This is a genomic window from Mesorhizobium sp. M6A.T.Cr.TU.014.01.1.1 (assembly GCF_004022765.1).
Taxonomy (GTDB): domain Bacteria; phylum Pseudomonadota; class Alphaproteobacteria; order Rhizobiales; family Rhizobiaceae; genus Mesorhizobium; species Mesorhizobium mediterraneum.
Map to the genome: position 1 here is coordinate 1 of NZ_RZPG01000035.1, position 15540 is coordinate 15540.

The following is a 15540-nucleotide window of genomic DNA, read 5'->3' on the forward strand; positions in this document are numbered from 1 at the left end:
GGGCGGGGGCGGTGTCCTGCGCCATCAGCGGCGACAGCGACAGGGCCGACAGCCCGAATGCCAGGCCGAGGCTGGCGAGCGACGCGCGGCGGAACAATAAGGACATACGATTAACTCCAATGGGGGATAGCTAGAGCGGGATGGCTTCAAGACCAGCCAGATTGTGGCGGAATTTGGCGCGGTCGACAGGGCGAGCGCGGCGTTGACATCGATTGAGCCCCCTCTTATCTGTCCAACGACTTTGCGTCCAGAACCGTTTTCCGGGCGCTACTTGCGTTTGTCCGCGTTTCACGTGGATTTGATGGGGCCGGCCGGTACCCGTCGCAACGACTTGGAATGCTATCGAAAGGGCCATTGAATGGTCAGTTTTGGCGGTCTCGCCCGTAAGGTTTTCGGCTCCTCCAACGATCGTCGGGTCAAATCGACCCGGCCGCGCGTCGAGGCGATCAACGCCATGGAAAACGAGATGCGGGCGCTCTCCGACGCCGAGCTGACGGCCCGCACGGAAAAATTCCGCCAGGACGTCGCCAACGGCGCCTCCCTCGATGATCTGCTGGTGCCGGCCTTCGCCACCGTGCGCGAGGCAGCGCGCCGCGTGCTCGGCATGCGCCCGTTCGACGTGCAGCTGATCGGCGGCATGGTGCTGCACAATGGCGGCATCGCCGAGATGCGCACCGGCGAGGGCAAGACGCTGGTCGCCACGCTGCCCGTCTATCTCAACGCGCTCGCCGGCAAGGGCGTCCATGTCGTCACCGTCAACGACTACCTGGCCACGCGCGACTCCGAATGGATGGGCCGCGTCTACAAATTCCTCGGCCTTACCGTCGGCGTCATCGTCCATGGCTTGTCCGACGAGGAACGCAGCGCCGCCTACGCCGCCGACGTCACCTACGCCACCAACAACGAGCTCGGCTTCGACTATCTGCGCGACAACATGAAATTCGAGCGCGCCCAGATGGTGCAGCGCGGCCACAGCTACGCGATCGTCGACGAGGTCGATTCGATCCTGGTCGACGAGGCACGCACGCCGCTGATCATTTCCGGTCCGCTCGAGGACCGCTCGGAAATGTACAACACAATCGATGCCTTCATGCTGAAGCTCGAGCCGGCCGACTACGAGATCGACGAGAAGCAGAAGACCTCGATCTTCACCGAGGAGGGCACCGAAAAGCTCGAAAACCTTTTGCGCGACGCCGGCCTGCTCAAGGGCGAGTCGCTCTACGACGTCGAGAACGTCGCCATCGTCCACCACGTCAACAATGCGCTGAAGGCGCACCAGCTGTTCCAGAGGGACAAGGACTACATCGTCCGCAACGGCGAGATCGTCATCATCGACGAGTTTACCGGCCGCATGATGCCCGGCCGCCGCTATTCGGAAGGCCTGCACCAGGCGCTCGAAGCCAAGGAGCATGTGGCGATCCAGCCGGAGAACCAGACGCTCGCCTCCGTCACCTTCCAGAACTATTTCCGCCTCTACAAGAAGCTCGCCGGCATGACCGGGACGGCGCTGACCGAGGCCGAGGAATTCGGCAACATCTACGGCCTCGAAGTCACCGAGATCCCGACCAACCTGCCGGTCGTCCGCATTGACGAGGACGACGAGGTCTACCGGACCGTCGAGGAGAAGTACAAGGCGATCGTCAAGGAGATCAGGGAGGCGAGCGCCAAGGGCCAGCCGACACTGGTCGGCACGACCTCCATCGAAAAATCCGAGCAGCTGGCCGAGCGCCTGCGCAAGGAAGGCTTCAAAGATTTCGAGGTGCTGAACGCCCGCCACCACGAGCGTGAGGCGGCGATCGTCGCCCAGGCGGGCAAACCCGGCGTCATCACCATTGCCACCAACATGGCCGGCCGCGGCACCGACATCCAGCTCGGCGGCAATGCCGACATGCGCATCGCCGAGGAGCTTGGCGACATGCCTGAAGGTCCCGAGCGCGAAGCCAAGGAAAAGGAAATCCGCGAGGACGTGCAGCGGCTGAAGGAAAAGGCGCTGGCCGCCGGCGGCCTCTACGTGCTCGCCACCGAACGCCATGAATCGCGCCGCATCGACAACCAATTGCGCGGCCGCTCCGGCCGCCAGGGCGATCCCGGCCGGTCGAAGTTCTTCCTGTCGCTGCAGGACGATCTGATGCGCATCTTCGGCTCCGAGCGCATGGACGGCATGCTGCAGAAGCTCGGCCTCAAGGAAGACGAGGCGATCATCCACCCCTGGATCAACAAGGCGCTGGAAAAGGCGCAGAAGAAGGTCGAGGCCCGCAACTTCGACATCCGCAAGAACCTGCTGAAGTACGATGACGTCTCCAACGACCAGCGCAAGGTGGTGTTCGAGCAGCGCCTCGAGCTGATGGACGGTGAAGGCCTGTCCGAGACCATCGCCGAGATGCGCGAGGGCGTCATCGACGAGATCGTCGCCAAGGCTATTCCCGAAAACGCCTATGCCGAGCAGTGGAACGTCGCTGGCCTCAAGGCCGAGGTCGCCGAATTCCTCAATCTCGACCTGCCGATCGAGGACTGGGTCAAGGAAGAGGGCATTGCCGAGGACGACATCCGCGAACGCATCGCCCAGGCCGCCGAGAATGCCGCCAAGGAGCGCGCCGAGCGCTTCGGCCCCGATGTGATGACCTATGTCGAGCGCTCCGTCGTGCTGCAGACGCTCGATCATCTGTGGCGCGAGCACATCGTCAACCTCGACCATCTGCGCTCGGTCGTCGGCTTCCGCGGCTATGCCCAGCGCGACCCGCTGCAGGAATACAAGGGCGAGGCGTTCGAGCTGTTCCAGGCGATGCTGGGCAATCTGCGCCAGGCCGTCACCGCGCAATTGATGCGCGTCGAGCTGGTTCGCCAGGCCGCCGAAGCGCCACCGCCCGAGGCGCCCGACATGTTCGGCAGCCATATCGACGGCACCACCGGCGAGGACGATTTTAACGGCGGCGAGACCGGGCTTCTGGTTCGCCAGGAGACCCACGCCATCGTCGCCCCCGAAAACCGCGACCCGAACAACCCCGCCACCTGGGGCAAGGTCGGCCGCAACGAGGCCTGCCCGTGTGGCTCAGGCAAGAAGTACAAGCATTGCCACGGGGCGTTTGCGTAAGCCGCAGCTTTCCTTCTCCCCGTGAACGGGGAGAAGGTGCCCGAAGGGCGGATTAGGGGCGGCGCCAACGCCAGCGATTAGCCAATCTCCCCACTTGAGGGGGAGATGGCCGGCAGGCCAGAGGGGGGCGCTGTCCCGCCGACACCGGAAATACCTATTACGAATTTTCCGTATCTCGACAGTCAGGGTCTTTGGCAACGCCCTTAGTGGGCTTTCCAGACTGTTTTACTTCCATCAGCTGGCCTGTCGTTTCGTCGCGTTCTGCCGCGAATGGTGAATATGAAGCAACGCCGGCGCCGCCCCTCAACCGCTTGCCGGCACCGTCTCCCCGTATAGTGACGGGGCGAAGCGGCCTTATGTAGCAAAAGCACCAACTTCCGGCACGACCTAAAGGGTGGGTTCCCATAAAATCCGGGCCATGGGACAGCCGCTCGTCATATACGCATTGATCACCAAGCGGGCAAAACTGTCGGGCCAGGTTCTCGACTTGGAGCGGCAGAAAGCCGCCTTGATAGACAAGCTAGGCCACATAGACCCACGCGATGGCGATCTTCGGCTATCCGCGACCTGCAAGAATGCGCCCTAATAAGTGATGATATTCCAGCGGCGCATGCAGCAATTGTGCGCGCATGCTTGGTCAAAGTCAGCTAGCGCTGCCAGTATCCAGCCCAAACGCGGCTGACCGAATGATTGAGACTACGAAGCCCTAGCGGCAAACCTCCTGAAAGCCGAATTGAAGCGCAAGGGCGTGACCTATGCCCAGCTCGTTGAAAAGCTGAATGCGATTGGCGTGGATGAGAAAGAGGTGAACATTCGCAACAAGCTTGCGAGGGGCAAGTTCACGGCTGCCTTTCTTCTCCAGTGTCTGGAGGCGATAGGGACGGCGGCAATTTCCATCGCTCGTTAGGCATCAGGTCTTTGTCCAGATGGGAGTATCGGTCCTGAAGCTCCTTAACGTTCTGCTGATAATCTTCGGAGTGCTTATGGCCTTCGGTTAGGATGGCAACCATGGCCATTGCGGCCGCTCTCATGTTAGCCATATCGAAGATAATCCGGTCCACAACTTCAAGCTTTTGCGGTTGCGGGATCTTGTCGCCCGCTCCCGCGAAGAACTTTGAACCATCCACGGTCCACCGAAGACCGGAACAAAAGTTCCTCCAATATTGCTTAAAGTGATCATCGGCAAAAAATAACACGGCGGTTTCCGTTACCGGTTTCAATTCGGCATCGGGATTGATCGTGGCTATCTGGACGATAGGGAGGTCGAGCGCCGCGAATTTGGCCATTGCCTTGGCCAGGTTTGCCCGCTCTGCCAGAAATGATTCCTCAAAGAACTGCCGCCTCTTAACGGAGGTGTCGGCGATGATCCCACGAAGCTCTGCCAATTCCCTTTGATCATCCTTCCAAATGAAATACGGCGCAGTCAAAAGCCGAAGGCCGACGCCACCACCGACGATAATAATTATCGTCCACGCCACATAGGCTTGTACCGCCGCGTCCACGGCGTCACCTAGGACCGAAAATAAGGCCGGCACTAACACACCGCCGACGATTGAAAGTTTGTCCGTGAATAGCACGGAGCCCGCAAACGCGCGCCGGATACACTTCCCCAAATAGCCCATCGGGGAACAATGACCGGAATCCTTCCGGTTGTGGAGTCTTCACTTCTCCCGCAAGATGAATGCCTGTGCATTCTGGGGGGATTGCGATGTTGAAGCGTGTTTGGGACGGAACCGTTTCGCTCTGGGCTACGATTGCAATCTGCTCGTTCTTACTTTTCGTCACGGCGTTGGGCTTCTTATCAACCCGCGCCTACGATCGCGCTACCAAGGACTACCAGACAAGCCGCGCATATGACGAAACTCGCCGCCAACTTGAGCAGCGATGCGCGGGTCTTGAAGGCAAAGAAATCTTCGACTGCCTTAAAGAGCAGATAGAAACCGCCCGCGAACCCAGCCGCTCCGAGGAAGACGTAAGCGCTCAAAAGGAGATGGCCCGCTGGGCTCTTTGGATGCTCGTTGTAAGCGGGGTAGTCGGTTTCGCCACTCTCGGCATTACCGCTATCGGTCTTTACTACATCAGAGACACGCTCGCTGTAACCCGACGCGCCATGCTTGACACGCGGTCTATCGGCCAAGCCCAAGTCAGAGCCTATTTGAGTTGCACTGGCGGCGATTTCGGCATCGAAAAGAACTGGTTTACGTGCCGTGTCCACTTGGTCAACAAGGGCCAATCTCCCGCTTTTTACGTATTCTTGAAGGCCGCAGTCAGCACAATGATTCGGGATCACAGCGAACCCGAGGACGAGTTTCCCAGTTGGAAACGCGTAGACGGTAAGATGTCTGAGGGGATTGGCGGCATGATCCAAGCCGGTGGCGATGCGACCATTTTCGTAGTGTGGGAGCACGAATCCATTGGCACGGATGCTCACGATATCCTGGCCAAAACGAAGTCCGGCTTCAACATCGATTGCGTTGTCGAGTGGAGGGATGTTTTCAACGAGCCCCAAAAAGCGTCGTTCTCCTTGCATGAAGGCCAAAGAGAACTCGCCCCCCATTTCCAAGAAGAGTTTTCCCGGTCTGGCGTCTTGACCGCATACAATCGAGGCCCCCACGGGCGATGACACCATAACCATTGCGGCCAGCGCCGCCCGCGCCCACACGGCGCGCTGCCTAGCTCACGGTCGCCTCCCATCGTCGGGGCTTGGTGCTTTTGCTACACAAGGCCGAGGCGAAGGAAAGCTCACCCAACCGTTTCTTAATGTGTTTTCGTTAGACGCATAGCCTGAAAAGAGGCGGAAAACGGAGAGTAGTGGGTGCGCTTTTCCGCGGCGACGACAGCCGGGCGGTTCTTGCCGCAGCGCCTTGCGCTGCGCGTAAAGCCGCTGCTTGGCCGCGTCGATGCCGTGCTGTTCACCGCCGACGAGCGCGGCGAGGCCGGCCGCATGTCGCTCATCGCCTTCTCCATCCGCATCGTCAGCGCCGTCATCGCCTTCATTAGCCAGGTGCTGATGGCGCGCTGGATGGGCTCGTTCGAATACGGCATCTTCGTCCTCGTCTGGGTGACGATGGTCATCGTCGGCAATGTCGCCTGCCTCGGCTTCCACACCTCGGTCATCCGCTTCATTCCCGAATATCGCGAGCGCAACTTGCTGGCCGAGCTGCGCGGCATCGTGCTGACCAGCCGCCTGTTCGTGCTGGTTGCCTCGACGGCGATCGCCGGCCTCGGCGCGCTCGGCGTCTGGCTGCTCTCGCCCTTTATCGAGAACTACTATGTCGTGCCGTTCATTCTCGGCCTCATCTGCATGCCGATGATCGCGATGTCCGATCTGTTGCAGGGACTGGCGCGGGCCAATTCATGGGCGCTGTTTGCGCTGGCGCCGACCTATCTGGTGCGGCCGGTGCTGATCCTGGCGCTCATGGCGCTGATGCTTCTGGCGGGCTTTGCGCCCGACGCCAGGACCGCGATCTTCGCCTCGATTGCCGCCGCCTACGCCACCACGCTCGGTCAACTCATCGGCGTCACGGCGCGGATGGACAGGAATATCCCGGCCGGGCCGAGGAAGGTGCATTTCGCGCAGTGGTTCCTCGTGTCGCTGCCGATCTTCCTGGTCGAAGGCTTCTTCTTCCTGCTCACCAATGCCGACGTGCTGATGGTCGGCGCCTATATGAGCCCCAACGACGTCGCCGTCTATTTCGCCACGGTCAAGACGCTGGCGCTGGTGCATTTCGTCTATTTCGCGGTCAAGGCAGGCGTCGCCCAGCGCTATGCGCAATTCACCCATGGCGAGCCGGAAAAGCTCGCCGCCTTCGCCCGCGAAACGGTGTCTTGGACCTTCTGGCCTTCGCTGTTCATGGCGCTGATGGTGCTGGTGCTTGGCGAGCCGATGCTGAGCTTGTTCGGGCCTGAATTCAGCGCCGGCTATCCGCTGTTGTTCCTGCTGGTGTTCGGCGTCGTCGCCCGCGCCGCCGTCGGGCCCTGCGAAAGCCTGCTCACCATGAGCGGCAACCAGAATATCTGCGCCGCCGTCTACGCCATGACGCTGGTCCTCAACATCGGCCTCAATTTGGTGCTGATCCCGCTTTTCGGCCTGTGGGGCGCGGCAATGGCCACCGCCTTCGCGATGATCTTCGAGGCCGGCGCGCTGTCTTTCACGGTCTGGCGCAAGCTCGGCATCGTCATGGCCATTTTCGTAGCCGCCGAAGGAGCCGCGTGATGGCCGCTGTCCCGTTGCTCGAGGAAACCAGCGGCGGCCCGGCCGGCGCCATGGTGATCGGCCTCGCGGGGCTGGCCCGCGAAGCCGATCCCGCCCATATCGAACTCTTGGCCAACGATCGGCCCGAGCGCAAACTGGCCATTTACCCGGCCTCCGCCGGCTTCGATCTGGTCGAGGAGCTCGACTATCTCTGCACCCGCACGATCGAGCCCAACGTCTTCTTCAACCCGCGCTTCCTGGCGCCCGCCATGCCGAGGCTGGAAGACCGCGAGGTGCGGCTGGCGGTCATCCGTGACGGCGACGAATACCGCAGCCGGCTGCGCTTGCTGGTGCCGTTCTCGGTGGAGCGGCCGGCGGTGCCGCTTGGCGTGCGGGTCATGCGCACATGGTCGAGCCCGTTTGGCCCGATCGGCACGCCGCTGGTCGACCGTGACGATCCCGTCGGCGTCGTCGAGGATTTCTTCTCGATGCTGTCGCGGCCGCATCTCAAGCTGCCGAAGGTCTTTGTCCTGCCTGACATCCGGCTCGACGGCCCGGTGGCCAGCCTGCTGGCCACCGTCGCCGAGACGCGTGGCCTTACGCTGGTCACCACCGGCAAGGCCGAACGCCCGATGCTCGAAAGCGAGATCGACGGCGATGAGTATCTGAAGGCCTCGCTGCGCTCGCACCACTATCGCGAGTTCCGCCGCCTGAAGCGCCGCCTTGCCGATCTGGGCAGGCTGGAGCATGTCGTGGCGCGCGGGCCCGACGAAATCCGTCATGCCATCGAACGTTTCCTGACGCTCGAGGCAGCCGGCTGGAAGGGCCGCGAGCGTACCGCCATGGCCATCGACCGCTACCGCGCCGCCTTTGCCCGCGAAGCCGTGCACCGGCTGGCCGAACAGGATCTGTGCCGCATCCATTCGCTGACGCTCGACGGCCGCACCATCGCTTGCCTGGTCGTCTTCGTCGAGGCCGGCGTCGCCTACACCTGGAAGACGGCCTATGACGAGACGCTCGCCGCCTATTCGCCTGGCACGCTCCTGATGATCGAGGTGACCAGGCAGCATCTCGACGATCCCAACATCATGATGACCGATTCCTGCGCCGTGCCCGACCATCCGGTGATGAGCCGGCTATGGATGGAGCGCCGGCCGATCGGCACTCTGGTCATCGGCCTGACGCCGGACGCCGACCGCCTCACCCGCCAGGCGGCGTCGCAGCTTCACCTCTACCGCGAAACCCGCAACATGGCGCGCATCCTGCGCAACCGGATGAAGAGCTTGCTGGGGCGGCGGTAGGCTTGCAGCCGCCAATCTCCAGGCTTGCGATTAGCTATGAGCCACCATGCCTTCGTCATCCCAGGGCGGAGCAGGAGCGAAGCGACGTCGCGCAGACCCTGGGATGACGAAGAGGGGGTGTTTCGGCCAACCTCAAAGGTTTGCGATCTGCCCCTGAAATTCGCCGCAGAGCGGGACTGTGGACGTTCGCGGCCGATCGGCCCGAGCTGTCAAATCACTGTGCCGAGGGCCTAGCTCATGAGGGTTAATTCTCCCAACCAGCGGAAAGGATTAGCATCGGCGATAATCTGGGCCGCGCAACCAGCATCATTGCCGCCTCGGTCTGCCGGCCAACAAAAAACTGGGAGGAATGCATGACGAAAACAACTCACTTCAGGCGTCGCAGCGTTCTCGCTTTGATCGGCCTTGTTGGCGGCTGTCTGACCGCGGCCGCAGTTCAGGCCGCCGAGCCTGACAAGGCCGAGATCGATGCCCTGAAAGAATCGCTAACCAAGTACGAAGACTACAGGGCCGCCATCCGCGACCTCTATCTGTCGACGGTCGGATGCGTTTATTACAGCGGCGAAAAAGTGGCTGGGGCTATGGATTACCCGAAGGGCGCGATGGGCATTCATTTCGTCAACGTCGGGAGCGTCAGCCCGACACCAGATCCGACGCGCCCCAATGTGCTTATCTATGAGCCGGTCGACGGCGGCTTGCGCCTGGTGGCCGTGGAATGGCTTGTACCGTTGACGCCTGACACCAAGGAGCCGCCGAAACTCTTTGGACAGACGTTCCAGGGGCCGATGGAAGGGCACTATCCGCTCATTCCGGCGGAGTTCCATCATTACGATCTTCACGCCTGGCTGTTCAAGGACAACCCGCTCGGAATGTTCAGTCCGACGAATCCCGACGTGAAATGCGAAAATTACGCGTTTCCGATGCCGGAGCAGCCGACCAAGATGGTGCCGGGTCCGATGTGATGGCAACCTGAGCTACGCGGTCCGATGGTGTCGGGAAGGCCCGCGCCTCGATGGTGGTTATCCCAGCAGCGCCGAACCGAGCTTTCAAGGTGCTCGGATGGCAAATGGTGCCCCTAGCCGGGATCGAACCAGCACTCCTTGCGGAACTCGATTTTGAGTCGAGCGCGTCTACCAATTCCGCCATAGGGGCTCAGGCCGGGCGGCCTGGATGGGCGCGGACTATACGGTTGGAGGCCTGTTCGTCAACTGGCCAATTCCCGGCATCCCGGCCTTCGCTCAACCCCAGCCTTCGATTTCGTGAAGCTGCGGCCATTGTGCGGCGCGAAAAATCTTTCTAGACAGGCGACGCATTAAAGCGCGTCGCGTCTGGAGAGATTCATGTGGCGCGCTTTTGGTCTTTGTTTTTATGCATTGTTATCCCAAAACCGCTGAGCATTTTGGGCGACGTGCATTAGGAGTGCCAATGCTTCGCGGACTTTACGACTGGACCTTGTCGCTGGCGGCAAAGAAATCCGCCGAATGGTGGCTGGCCTTCATCGCTTTCGTCGAAAGCTCGGTGTTCCTGGTGCCGGCCGACGTGCTGTACCTGCCAATGGCGCTGTCGCGGCCGGACCGCGCCTATCGCTACGCGCTGATCGCCACCCTGGCATCCGTTCTGGGCGGCATCGCCGGCTGGTACATCGGCCACTATGCCTACGACACGGTGGCGCGGCCGATCCTCGAATTCTACGGCAAGTATGACGACTTCGAGGCGCTGCGCGTCTCGTCGGGCATCGGCTTCATCATCCTGATGCTGATCACCTCCGGCCTCGCCCATCTGCCGCCGATCAAAGTGGTGACGATCCTGTCCGGCGTCATCGGCGTCAATCTCCTGCTGTTCATCGTGCTGGCGATCGTGGCGCGCGGCGCCCGCTTCCTTTTTCTGGCCTGGCTGCTGCGCCGCTATGGCGAACCGATCCGCGAATTCATCGAAAAGCGCCTTGGCCTGATCGCGGGCGCCGCCGCCGCTGCCCTGATTTCGCTCTATATCGTCGTCAAATACGCTTTCTAGAGCAGGGATGTTCAAATCCTTTGCTCTGAGCGAGAACGGACGATAGATCGATGACAGCGACCGTGAATGCCGACATTGGACGCCAGCGCATGCGGACGGCGTTGTTCCTCGCCGTCGCCATGGCCGCCACCGTCGGCTCGGCGCTGGCCTTCCAGTATCTGGGTGGCTACATCCCGTGCAAGCTCTGCCTGGAGCAACGCACCCCCTACTACATCGGCGTGCCGCTGATGCTGCTTGCGGCGCTAGCGTCGACACTCCGCGCCCCCGCATGGGTTACCCGTAGCCTGCTGGCCGTCGGCGGCCTGCTGATGGTCTACGGCGTCTATCTCGGCGTCTATCATTCCGGCGTCGAATGGGCGTGGTGGGCCGGCCCGACCGATTGTGCGGCGGCTGCCGGACCGGTGGACACCGGCGGCAAGGGCGTGCTCGACGCGCTCGACAAATTCGTGCCGCCCTCCTGCGACAAGGCGGCCCTGCGCATTCTCGGCCTGTCGCTGGCCGGCTGGAACGCCATCGCCAGCCTTGTCCTGGCGGTCATAGCGTTCCGCGGCGCCTTTGCCCGCGACTGAGCTGCCGAGCCGACGCGAGATCGTTCAAGAATTCGGCAGGCTGAGTCGTATGAAGTGATTTTCGAGAACCGGAGCGGAGCGGACATTTAAGTCCGTGAGCACCGGAAGCGCAGAAAATCGCTTCAGGCGGCCAGCCTCCCGAATTATCGAACGATCTCATGGTTCCAGTTCGACATCCCAGTAAAGATAATCCATCCAGCTTTCATGCAGATGGTTGGGCGGGAACAGGCGGCCATTGTTGTGCAGATCATGCACCGTCGGCTGAAACGGCTTCTGCAGCGGCCACATCTTGGCATGCGCCGGCATCATGCCGCCCTTCCTCAGATTGCAGGGCGAGCAGGCGGCGACGACATTCTCCCACGTCGTCGCGCCGCCGCGATGGCGGGGAATGACATGGTCGAAGGTCAGATCCTCCGGCGTGCCACAATACTGGCACTGGAAACGGTCGCGCAGGAACACGTTGAAGCGGGTGAAGGCCGGATGCCGCGATGGCTTCACATAGGCCTTCAGACTGACGACGCTCGGCAGCTTCATCGAGAAGGTCGGCGACGACACGGCGTGCTCATATTCGGCGACGATATTCACCCGCTCGAGGAACACCGCCTTGATGGCATCCTGCCACGACCAGAGCGACAGGGGGTAATAGCTGAGCGGACGGTAATCCGCGTTCAGCACCAGCGCTGGAAGCCCATCCGGAGACACGGCAACCGTCACGTCATTGACCTCCTTGGCTCTACAACCGGTCGGCGCGGATACTGTAAGCCCGACATGACAGGGATGTGAAGCGGCTTGTCGATCAAACGAAGTGCCAAAACTGGATGATTTTCATGCTTTTTTGCGGATTTAGGCAGGGGGTGCAGCGTCCCTGCCCTTCAATTCGCGATAATAGGCCCAAAAAAGCCGCGATGCGACACCTCGCCACGGGCTCCATGATTCGGCGAGCTGGATCAGTCTTTTCTCGGGCGGACGCGGGTCGATGCCGAGCGCGTGACCGACCGCGCTCTGCAGGGCAACGTCGCGTGCCGGGAAGACATCGGGGTGGCCGGCGGCGAACAAAAGATAGACTTCCGCCGTCCACGGGCCGATGCCCGACACTTTGGTCATGGCTGTGATCGCCTCCGCGGCATCGAGCAAGCAGAGATGATCGAGGTCGAGGCCATCGACCACCGCCTGGGCCACGGCGATCAGGCCGCGCTGCTTTGGCCGCGACAGTCCGGCCTCGCGAAAAATGGCTTCGTCCGCAGCAAGGATCGCTTGTGGCGTCAGCGGATCGACGAGTTTTGTCAGCCGCCCGAAGATAGCGTCGGCGCTGGCACGGGAAACCTGCTGCGAGACGATGATCGAGACAAGGCTTCTGAACCCCGGCTCGGAGAGCCGAAGCGGCACCTCGCCGGCCATGCCGCGCACCCTTTCGAGGCGCGGGTCGAGCAGACAAAGCGCGTCGAGCCCCTGTGAGATGTCGTCGAGCGTGGCGATGCGTTGCATGCTTGCTTGTTCCCAGCGCAAAATGGCAATTCGTAATCAGGCTCAAAGTAGCAACTGGCGAAAGCGCCGCACAACCCGATTGCCGCCCAAGGATGACACTCCTGACATTCCGCTTCGCGCCGAGCCCGAATGGCGAACTGCATCTCGGCCATGCCTATTCGGCGCTGCTCAATCAGAAATTGGCGAGGCCAACGGGCGGACGCCTGTTGCTGCGCATCGAGGATATCGACACGACGCGCTGCACGCCGGAATTCGAGGCTGGCATTTTTCGCGATCTCAAATGGCTCGGGCTTGGCTGGGAAGAACCGGTGCGCCGTCAGTCCGAGCATTTCGCGGACTATCAGGCGGTGCTCGATCGGCTGATTCGCGAAGAGCTCGTCTACCCCGCCTTCATGAGCCGTGGTGATATCAGAGCCTTCATTGCCGATAGCGAAAAGCGTGGTCGCGATTGGCCGCGGGACCCGGACGGCGTGCCGCTCTATCCCGCCATCGACAAGGCATTGCCGACCAGGGAACGCAAGCGACGGATCGCCGAGAATGCGCCTTTCGCCTGGCGGCTGGACGTTGGCGCTGCGATGGCGCGCGTCGGCACGGATCTGTCATGGCTGGAATTTTCGGATGAGAGGCTTTCCGCAACACGCGCGGTAGACGCCCGGCCGCAGGACTGGGGCGACGTGATCGTGGCGCGCCGTGAAATCCCGACAAGCTATCATCTCGCCGTCGTCGTCGACGACGCGCTGCAAGGCATCAGCCATGTGGTGCGCGGGCAAGACCTCTATTTCGCCACCGGCGTGCAGCGCCTGCTCCAGGAGGTTCTCGGCCTGCCGCAACCAAGCTACTTCCACCATCGCCTCGTCCTCGGCCCGGACGGACGAAAGCTGTCGAAGAGTTTTGCGGATACCGGCCTTGCCGCCTTGCGCGAGGCCGGCACATCTCCGGCCGATGTCAGGCGGCTGATTGGGATGTAGATCAGCGCACACGCTCACAAATACGAGCGCCTCTTCAATTCGAATGAGCCCATGGATCAACCGTTTGGTTTTGCTTGCCAGGTTGAACCACTTTACAGCAATCGCACACTCAACCCCTCACCGACCACACGGCAGCCTTCCGAAAATGCACAGCATCAAGCGGTTCATCCCCGCCTCTTTCGTCGTCCTGTGGGCGACCGGCTTCATTGGCGCGCGTTACGCCATGCCATGGGCGGAGCCCTTCACTTTCCTCGCCGCGCGCTTCGTTCTGGCGGCGATCCTGCTGGCCGTTCTGATGATCGTTCTCAGCTCGAAGAGAGCGACCCGCGCCGAGGCGCTGCACGCCACGGGCGCGGGCATCCTGATGCATGGCGTCTATCTCGGCGGCGTCTTCTGGGCCATTCACAGGGGCATGCCGGCCGGGCTTTCCGCCCTGATCGTCGGGCTGCAGCCGCTGATCACGGCGGTACTCGCCGGCAGATTCCTCGGCGAAGCCATCCTGCCGCGCCATTGGGCCGGTCTCGGCATCGGCCTGATCGGTGTGGTCATCGTGCTCTGGCCGAAGCTCGGCGCACTCGGCGGCGGCGTGACGACTGAGACGCTTGCTGCCGCGCTTGTCTCGGTGCTTGGAATGAGCGCCGGCACGATCTGGCAGAAGCGCTTCGCCTCCGGCGGCGATCTCGTGGCGGCCACCAAATGGCAATATGTCGGCGGTGCATCGGTCATGGCCTTGGCTTCGCTCGCCTTCGAGACACGCACCGTCGTCATCAATGGCGAGCTGATCTTTGCCATGGCATGGCTGGTGCTGGTTCTGTCGATCGGTGCCATCTTCCTCTTGATGGTGATGATCCGCGACGGCGAGATGTCGAAAGTCGCTTCGCTGTTCTATCTGGTCCCGGCCGTCACCGCGGTCATCGCCTGGATATTGTTCGACGAGCAGTTGAGCCTGGTTCAGATCGTCGGCATGGCGATCGCGACGCTCGGCGTCGGGCTGGCAACCGCTCAGCCAACTAAGAATCAGCCAACGCGGGCGCGTGCCTCCAGATAGCGGCTGATCGCGGCATTGAGCTCACCGCCGAGGATGAAGATCGCCGAGACGATGTAGAGGAAGACGACCGCGATCATGATCGAGGCAAGGCCGGCATAGGTCGTCACATAGGACGAGAAACGGTCGAGATAGGCGGCGAAGATGGTCGACCCGATGAGCCAGGCAATCAGCGTGAAGATGATGCCCGGTATGATCGAGACGAAGCGGCGCTTGCCCGCAGGCAGCCAGTAATGCACCGCGAACAGGCCACCGACGATGACGATGGAGGCGATGATGTAACGCCACAGCGTGATCGTGCCCATATAGGGTTTTATCCATTCGAAATTGGTCTCGGCCAGCCGCGCCAGTAAGGGCGCGAAGACCACGAGCACGCTGATCACCAGAAAACCCGCCGTGGCGATCAGCACGAAGACGATGCTCTGCACCCGGCGATAGATGATGCCGCGCGTTTCGGAGACGCGGTAGGCGCGGTTGAGCGAGGTGCGCAGCGCCTCGATGCCGTTCGAGGCGAAGAAGGCGGCGAGCAGCACGCCATAGGTCAACAGGTCGGTGCGCCGCACGGTAAGCACATTGAGCACTTCGCGCGCGATCGGCTTGGCGATCTGCTCGGGCCAGGTATCGAAGACGAGATGCACGGCCGTGTCGGCAAAAGCCTGTGCGCCGAAAAAGCTGGCCAGTGTCGTGGCGAAAATCAAAAAGGGGAAAAGCGCCATCAGCGCCGTGATCGCCAGATGACTGGCCATCGCCCAGCCATCGTCTGCGTTGAAATGGCCGAGCGCGTCATAGAGCACGCGTTTGAGGGCTACGATCTTCCGCAACAAGAACCGCGTTCCCTTCGATTGTCTCGACGCCGCGAATATGGGAAGGGAT

14 protein-coding genes and 1 tRNA gene are annotated in these 15540 nt (G+C 61.8%); 10 read left to right on the forward strand and 5 right to left on the reverse strand.

Annotated features, from left to right (window positions below; translation table 11 throughout):
• Positions 1-358 precede the first annotated feature (358 nt).
• Complete coding sequence (gene secA, locus EN885_RS29185) at positions 359-3091, forward strand: preprotein translocase subunit SecA (protein WP_128243851.1); 2733 nt, start codon at positions 359-361, stop codon at positions 3089-3091.
• A 748-nt stretch (positions 3092-3839) separates the two neighbouring features.
• A complete protein-coding gene (locus EN885_RS34400; RefSeq protein WP_245493166.1) occupies positions 3840-3998 on the forward strand; it encodes a DUF6471 domain-containing protein in 159 nt (52 codons plus the stop codon).
• Here the strand turns inward: EN885_RS34400 and EN885_RS29195 are convergent.
• A complete protein-coding gene (locus tag EN885_RS29195) occupies positions 3931-4593 on the reverse strand; it encodes a hypothetical protein (protein ID WP_128243850.1) in 663 nt (220 codons plus the stop codon). The genes EN885_RS34400 and EN885_RS29195 overlap by 68 nt on opposite strands.
• Before the next feature lie 206 nt (positions 4594-4799).
• Between EN885_RS29195 and EN885_RS29200 the strand changes: the two genes are divergently transcribed.
• From EN885_RS29200 to EN885_RS29215, 4 genes are all read left to right on the forward strand, one after another.
• Positions 4800-5714 (forward strand): hypothetical protein, encoded by a 915-nt coding sequence (locus tag EN885_RS29200; protein WP_128243849.1) that lies wholly within the window; start codon positions 4800-4802, stop codon positions 5712-5714.
• Positions 5715-5906: 192 nt separating this feature from the next.
• A complete protein-coding gene (locus EN885_RS29205; protein ID WP_128243848.1) occupies positions 5907-7307 on the forward strand; it encodes a lipopolysaccharide biosynthesis protein in 1401 nt (466 codons plus the stop codon).
• Positions 7307-8587, forward strand: a complete 1281-nt coding sequence (locus EN885_RS29210; protein ID WP_128243847.1) for a GNAT family N-acetyltransferase — start codon at positions 7307-7309, stop codon at positions 8585-8587. Before EN885_RS29205 ends, EN885_RS29210 begins: the two co-directional genes overlap by 1 nt.
• Positions 8588-8940: 353 nt before the next feature.
• Positions 8941-9549, forward strand: a complete 609-nt coding sequence (locus EN885_RS29215) for a hypothetical protein (RefSeq protein WP_128243846.1) — start codon at positions 8941-8943, stop codon at positions 9547-9549.
• Between the two features lie 105 nt (positions 9550-9654).
• Here the strand turns inward: EN885_RS29215 and EN885_RS29220 are convergent.
• Positions 9655-9739: transfer RNA gene (locus EN885_RS29220), tRNA-Leu, on the reverse strand.
• 273 nt (positions 9740-10012) lie between these two features.
• Here EN885_RS29220 and EN885_RS29225 point away from each other — a divergent pair.
• Positions 10013-10600 carry a YqaA family protein gene (locus EN885_RS29225; RefSeq protein WP_095485998.1) on the forward strand — a complete coding sequence of 196 codons (588 nt, stop codon included), beginning with the start codon at positions 10013-10015 and terminating at the stop codon, positions 10598-10600.
• Positions 10601-10650: 50 nt separating this feature from the next.
• Entirely contained in the window at positions 10651-11169 is a 519-nt protein-coding gene (locus tag EN885_RS29230; protein WP_128243845.1) for a disulfide bond formation protein B, read from the forward strand.
• Positions 11170-11325: 156 nt separating this feature from the next.
• Here the strand turns inward: EN885_RS29230 and EN885_RS29235 are convergent, their stop codons facing one another.
• Together EN885_RS29235 and EN885_RS29240 are read right to left on the reverse strand one after the other, a co-directional pair.
• A complete protein-coding gene (locus EN885_RS29235) occupies positions 11326-11883 on the reverse strand; it encodes an HNH endonuclease (RefSeq protein WP_095485996.1) in 558 nt (185 codons plus the stop codon).
• 129 nt (positions 11884-12012) lie between these two features.
• Positions 12013-12654 (reverse strand): DNA-3-methyladenine glycosylase, encoded by a 642-nt coding sequence (locus EN885_RS29240; protein WP_128243844.1) that lies wholly within the window; start codon positions 12652-12654, stop codon positions 12013-12015.
• A gap of 92 nt (positions 12655-12746) precedes the next feature.
• On the opposite strand from EN885_RS29240, the gene gluQRS reads away from it, so the two are divergent.
• The gene (gene gluQRS, locus EN885_RS29245; protein WP_127288565.1) at positions 12747-13622 is read left to right on the forward strand and encodes a tRNA glutamyl-Q(34) synthetase GluQRS; all 876 of its coding nucleotides are present in this window, start codon (positions 12747-12749) and stop codon (positions 13620-13622) included.
• Between the two features lie 145 nt (positions 13623-13767).
• Entirely contained in the window at positions 13768-14670 is a 903-nt protein-coding gene (locus tag EN885_RS29250; protein ID WP_128243843.1) for a DMT family transporter, read from the forward strand.
• Here EN885_RS29250 and EN885_RS29255 read toward each other — a convergent pair.
• Positions 14640-15491, reverse strand: a complete 852-nt coding sequence (locus EN885_RS29255) for a YihY/virulence factor BrkB family protein (RefSeq protein ID WP_127288563.1) — start codon at positions 15489-15491, stop codon at positions 14640-14642. The two genes, EN885_RS29250 and EN885_RS29255, sit on opposite strands and share 31 nt — an antisense overlap.
• Positions 15492-15540 lie beyond the last annotated feature (49 nt).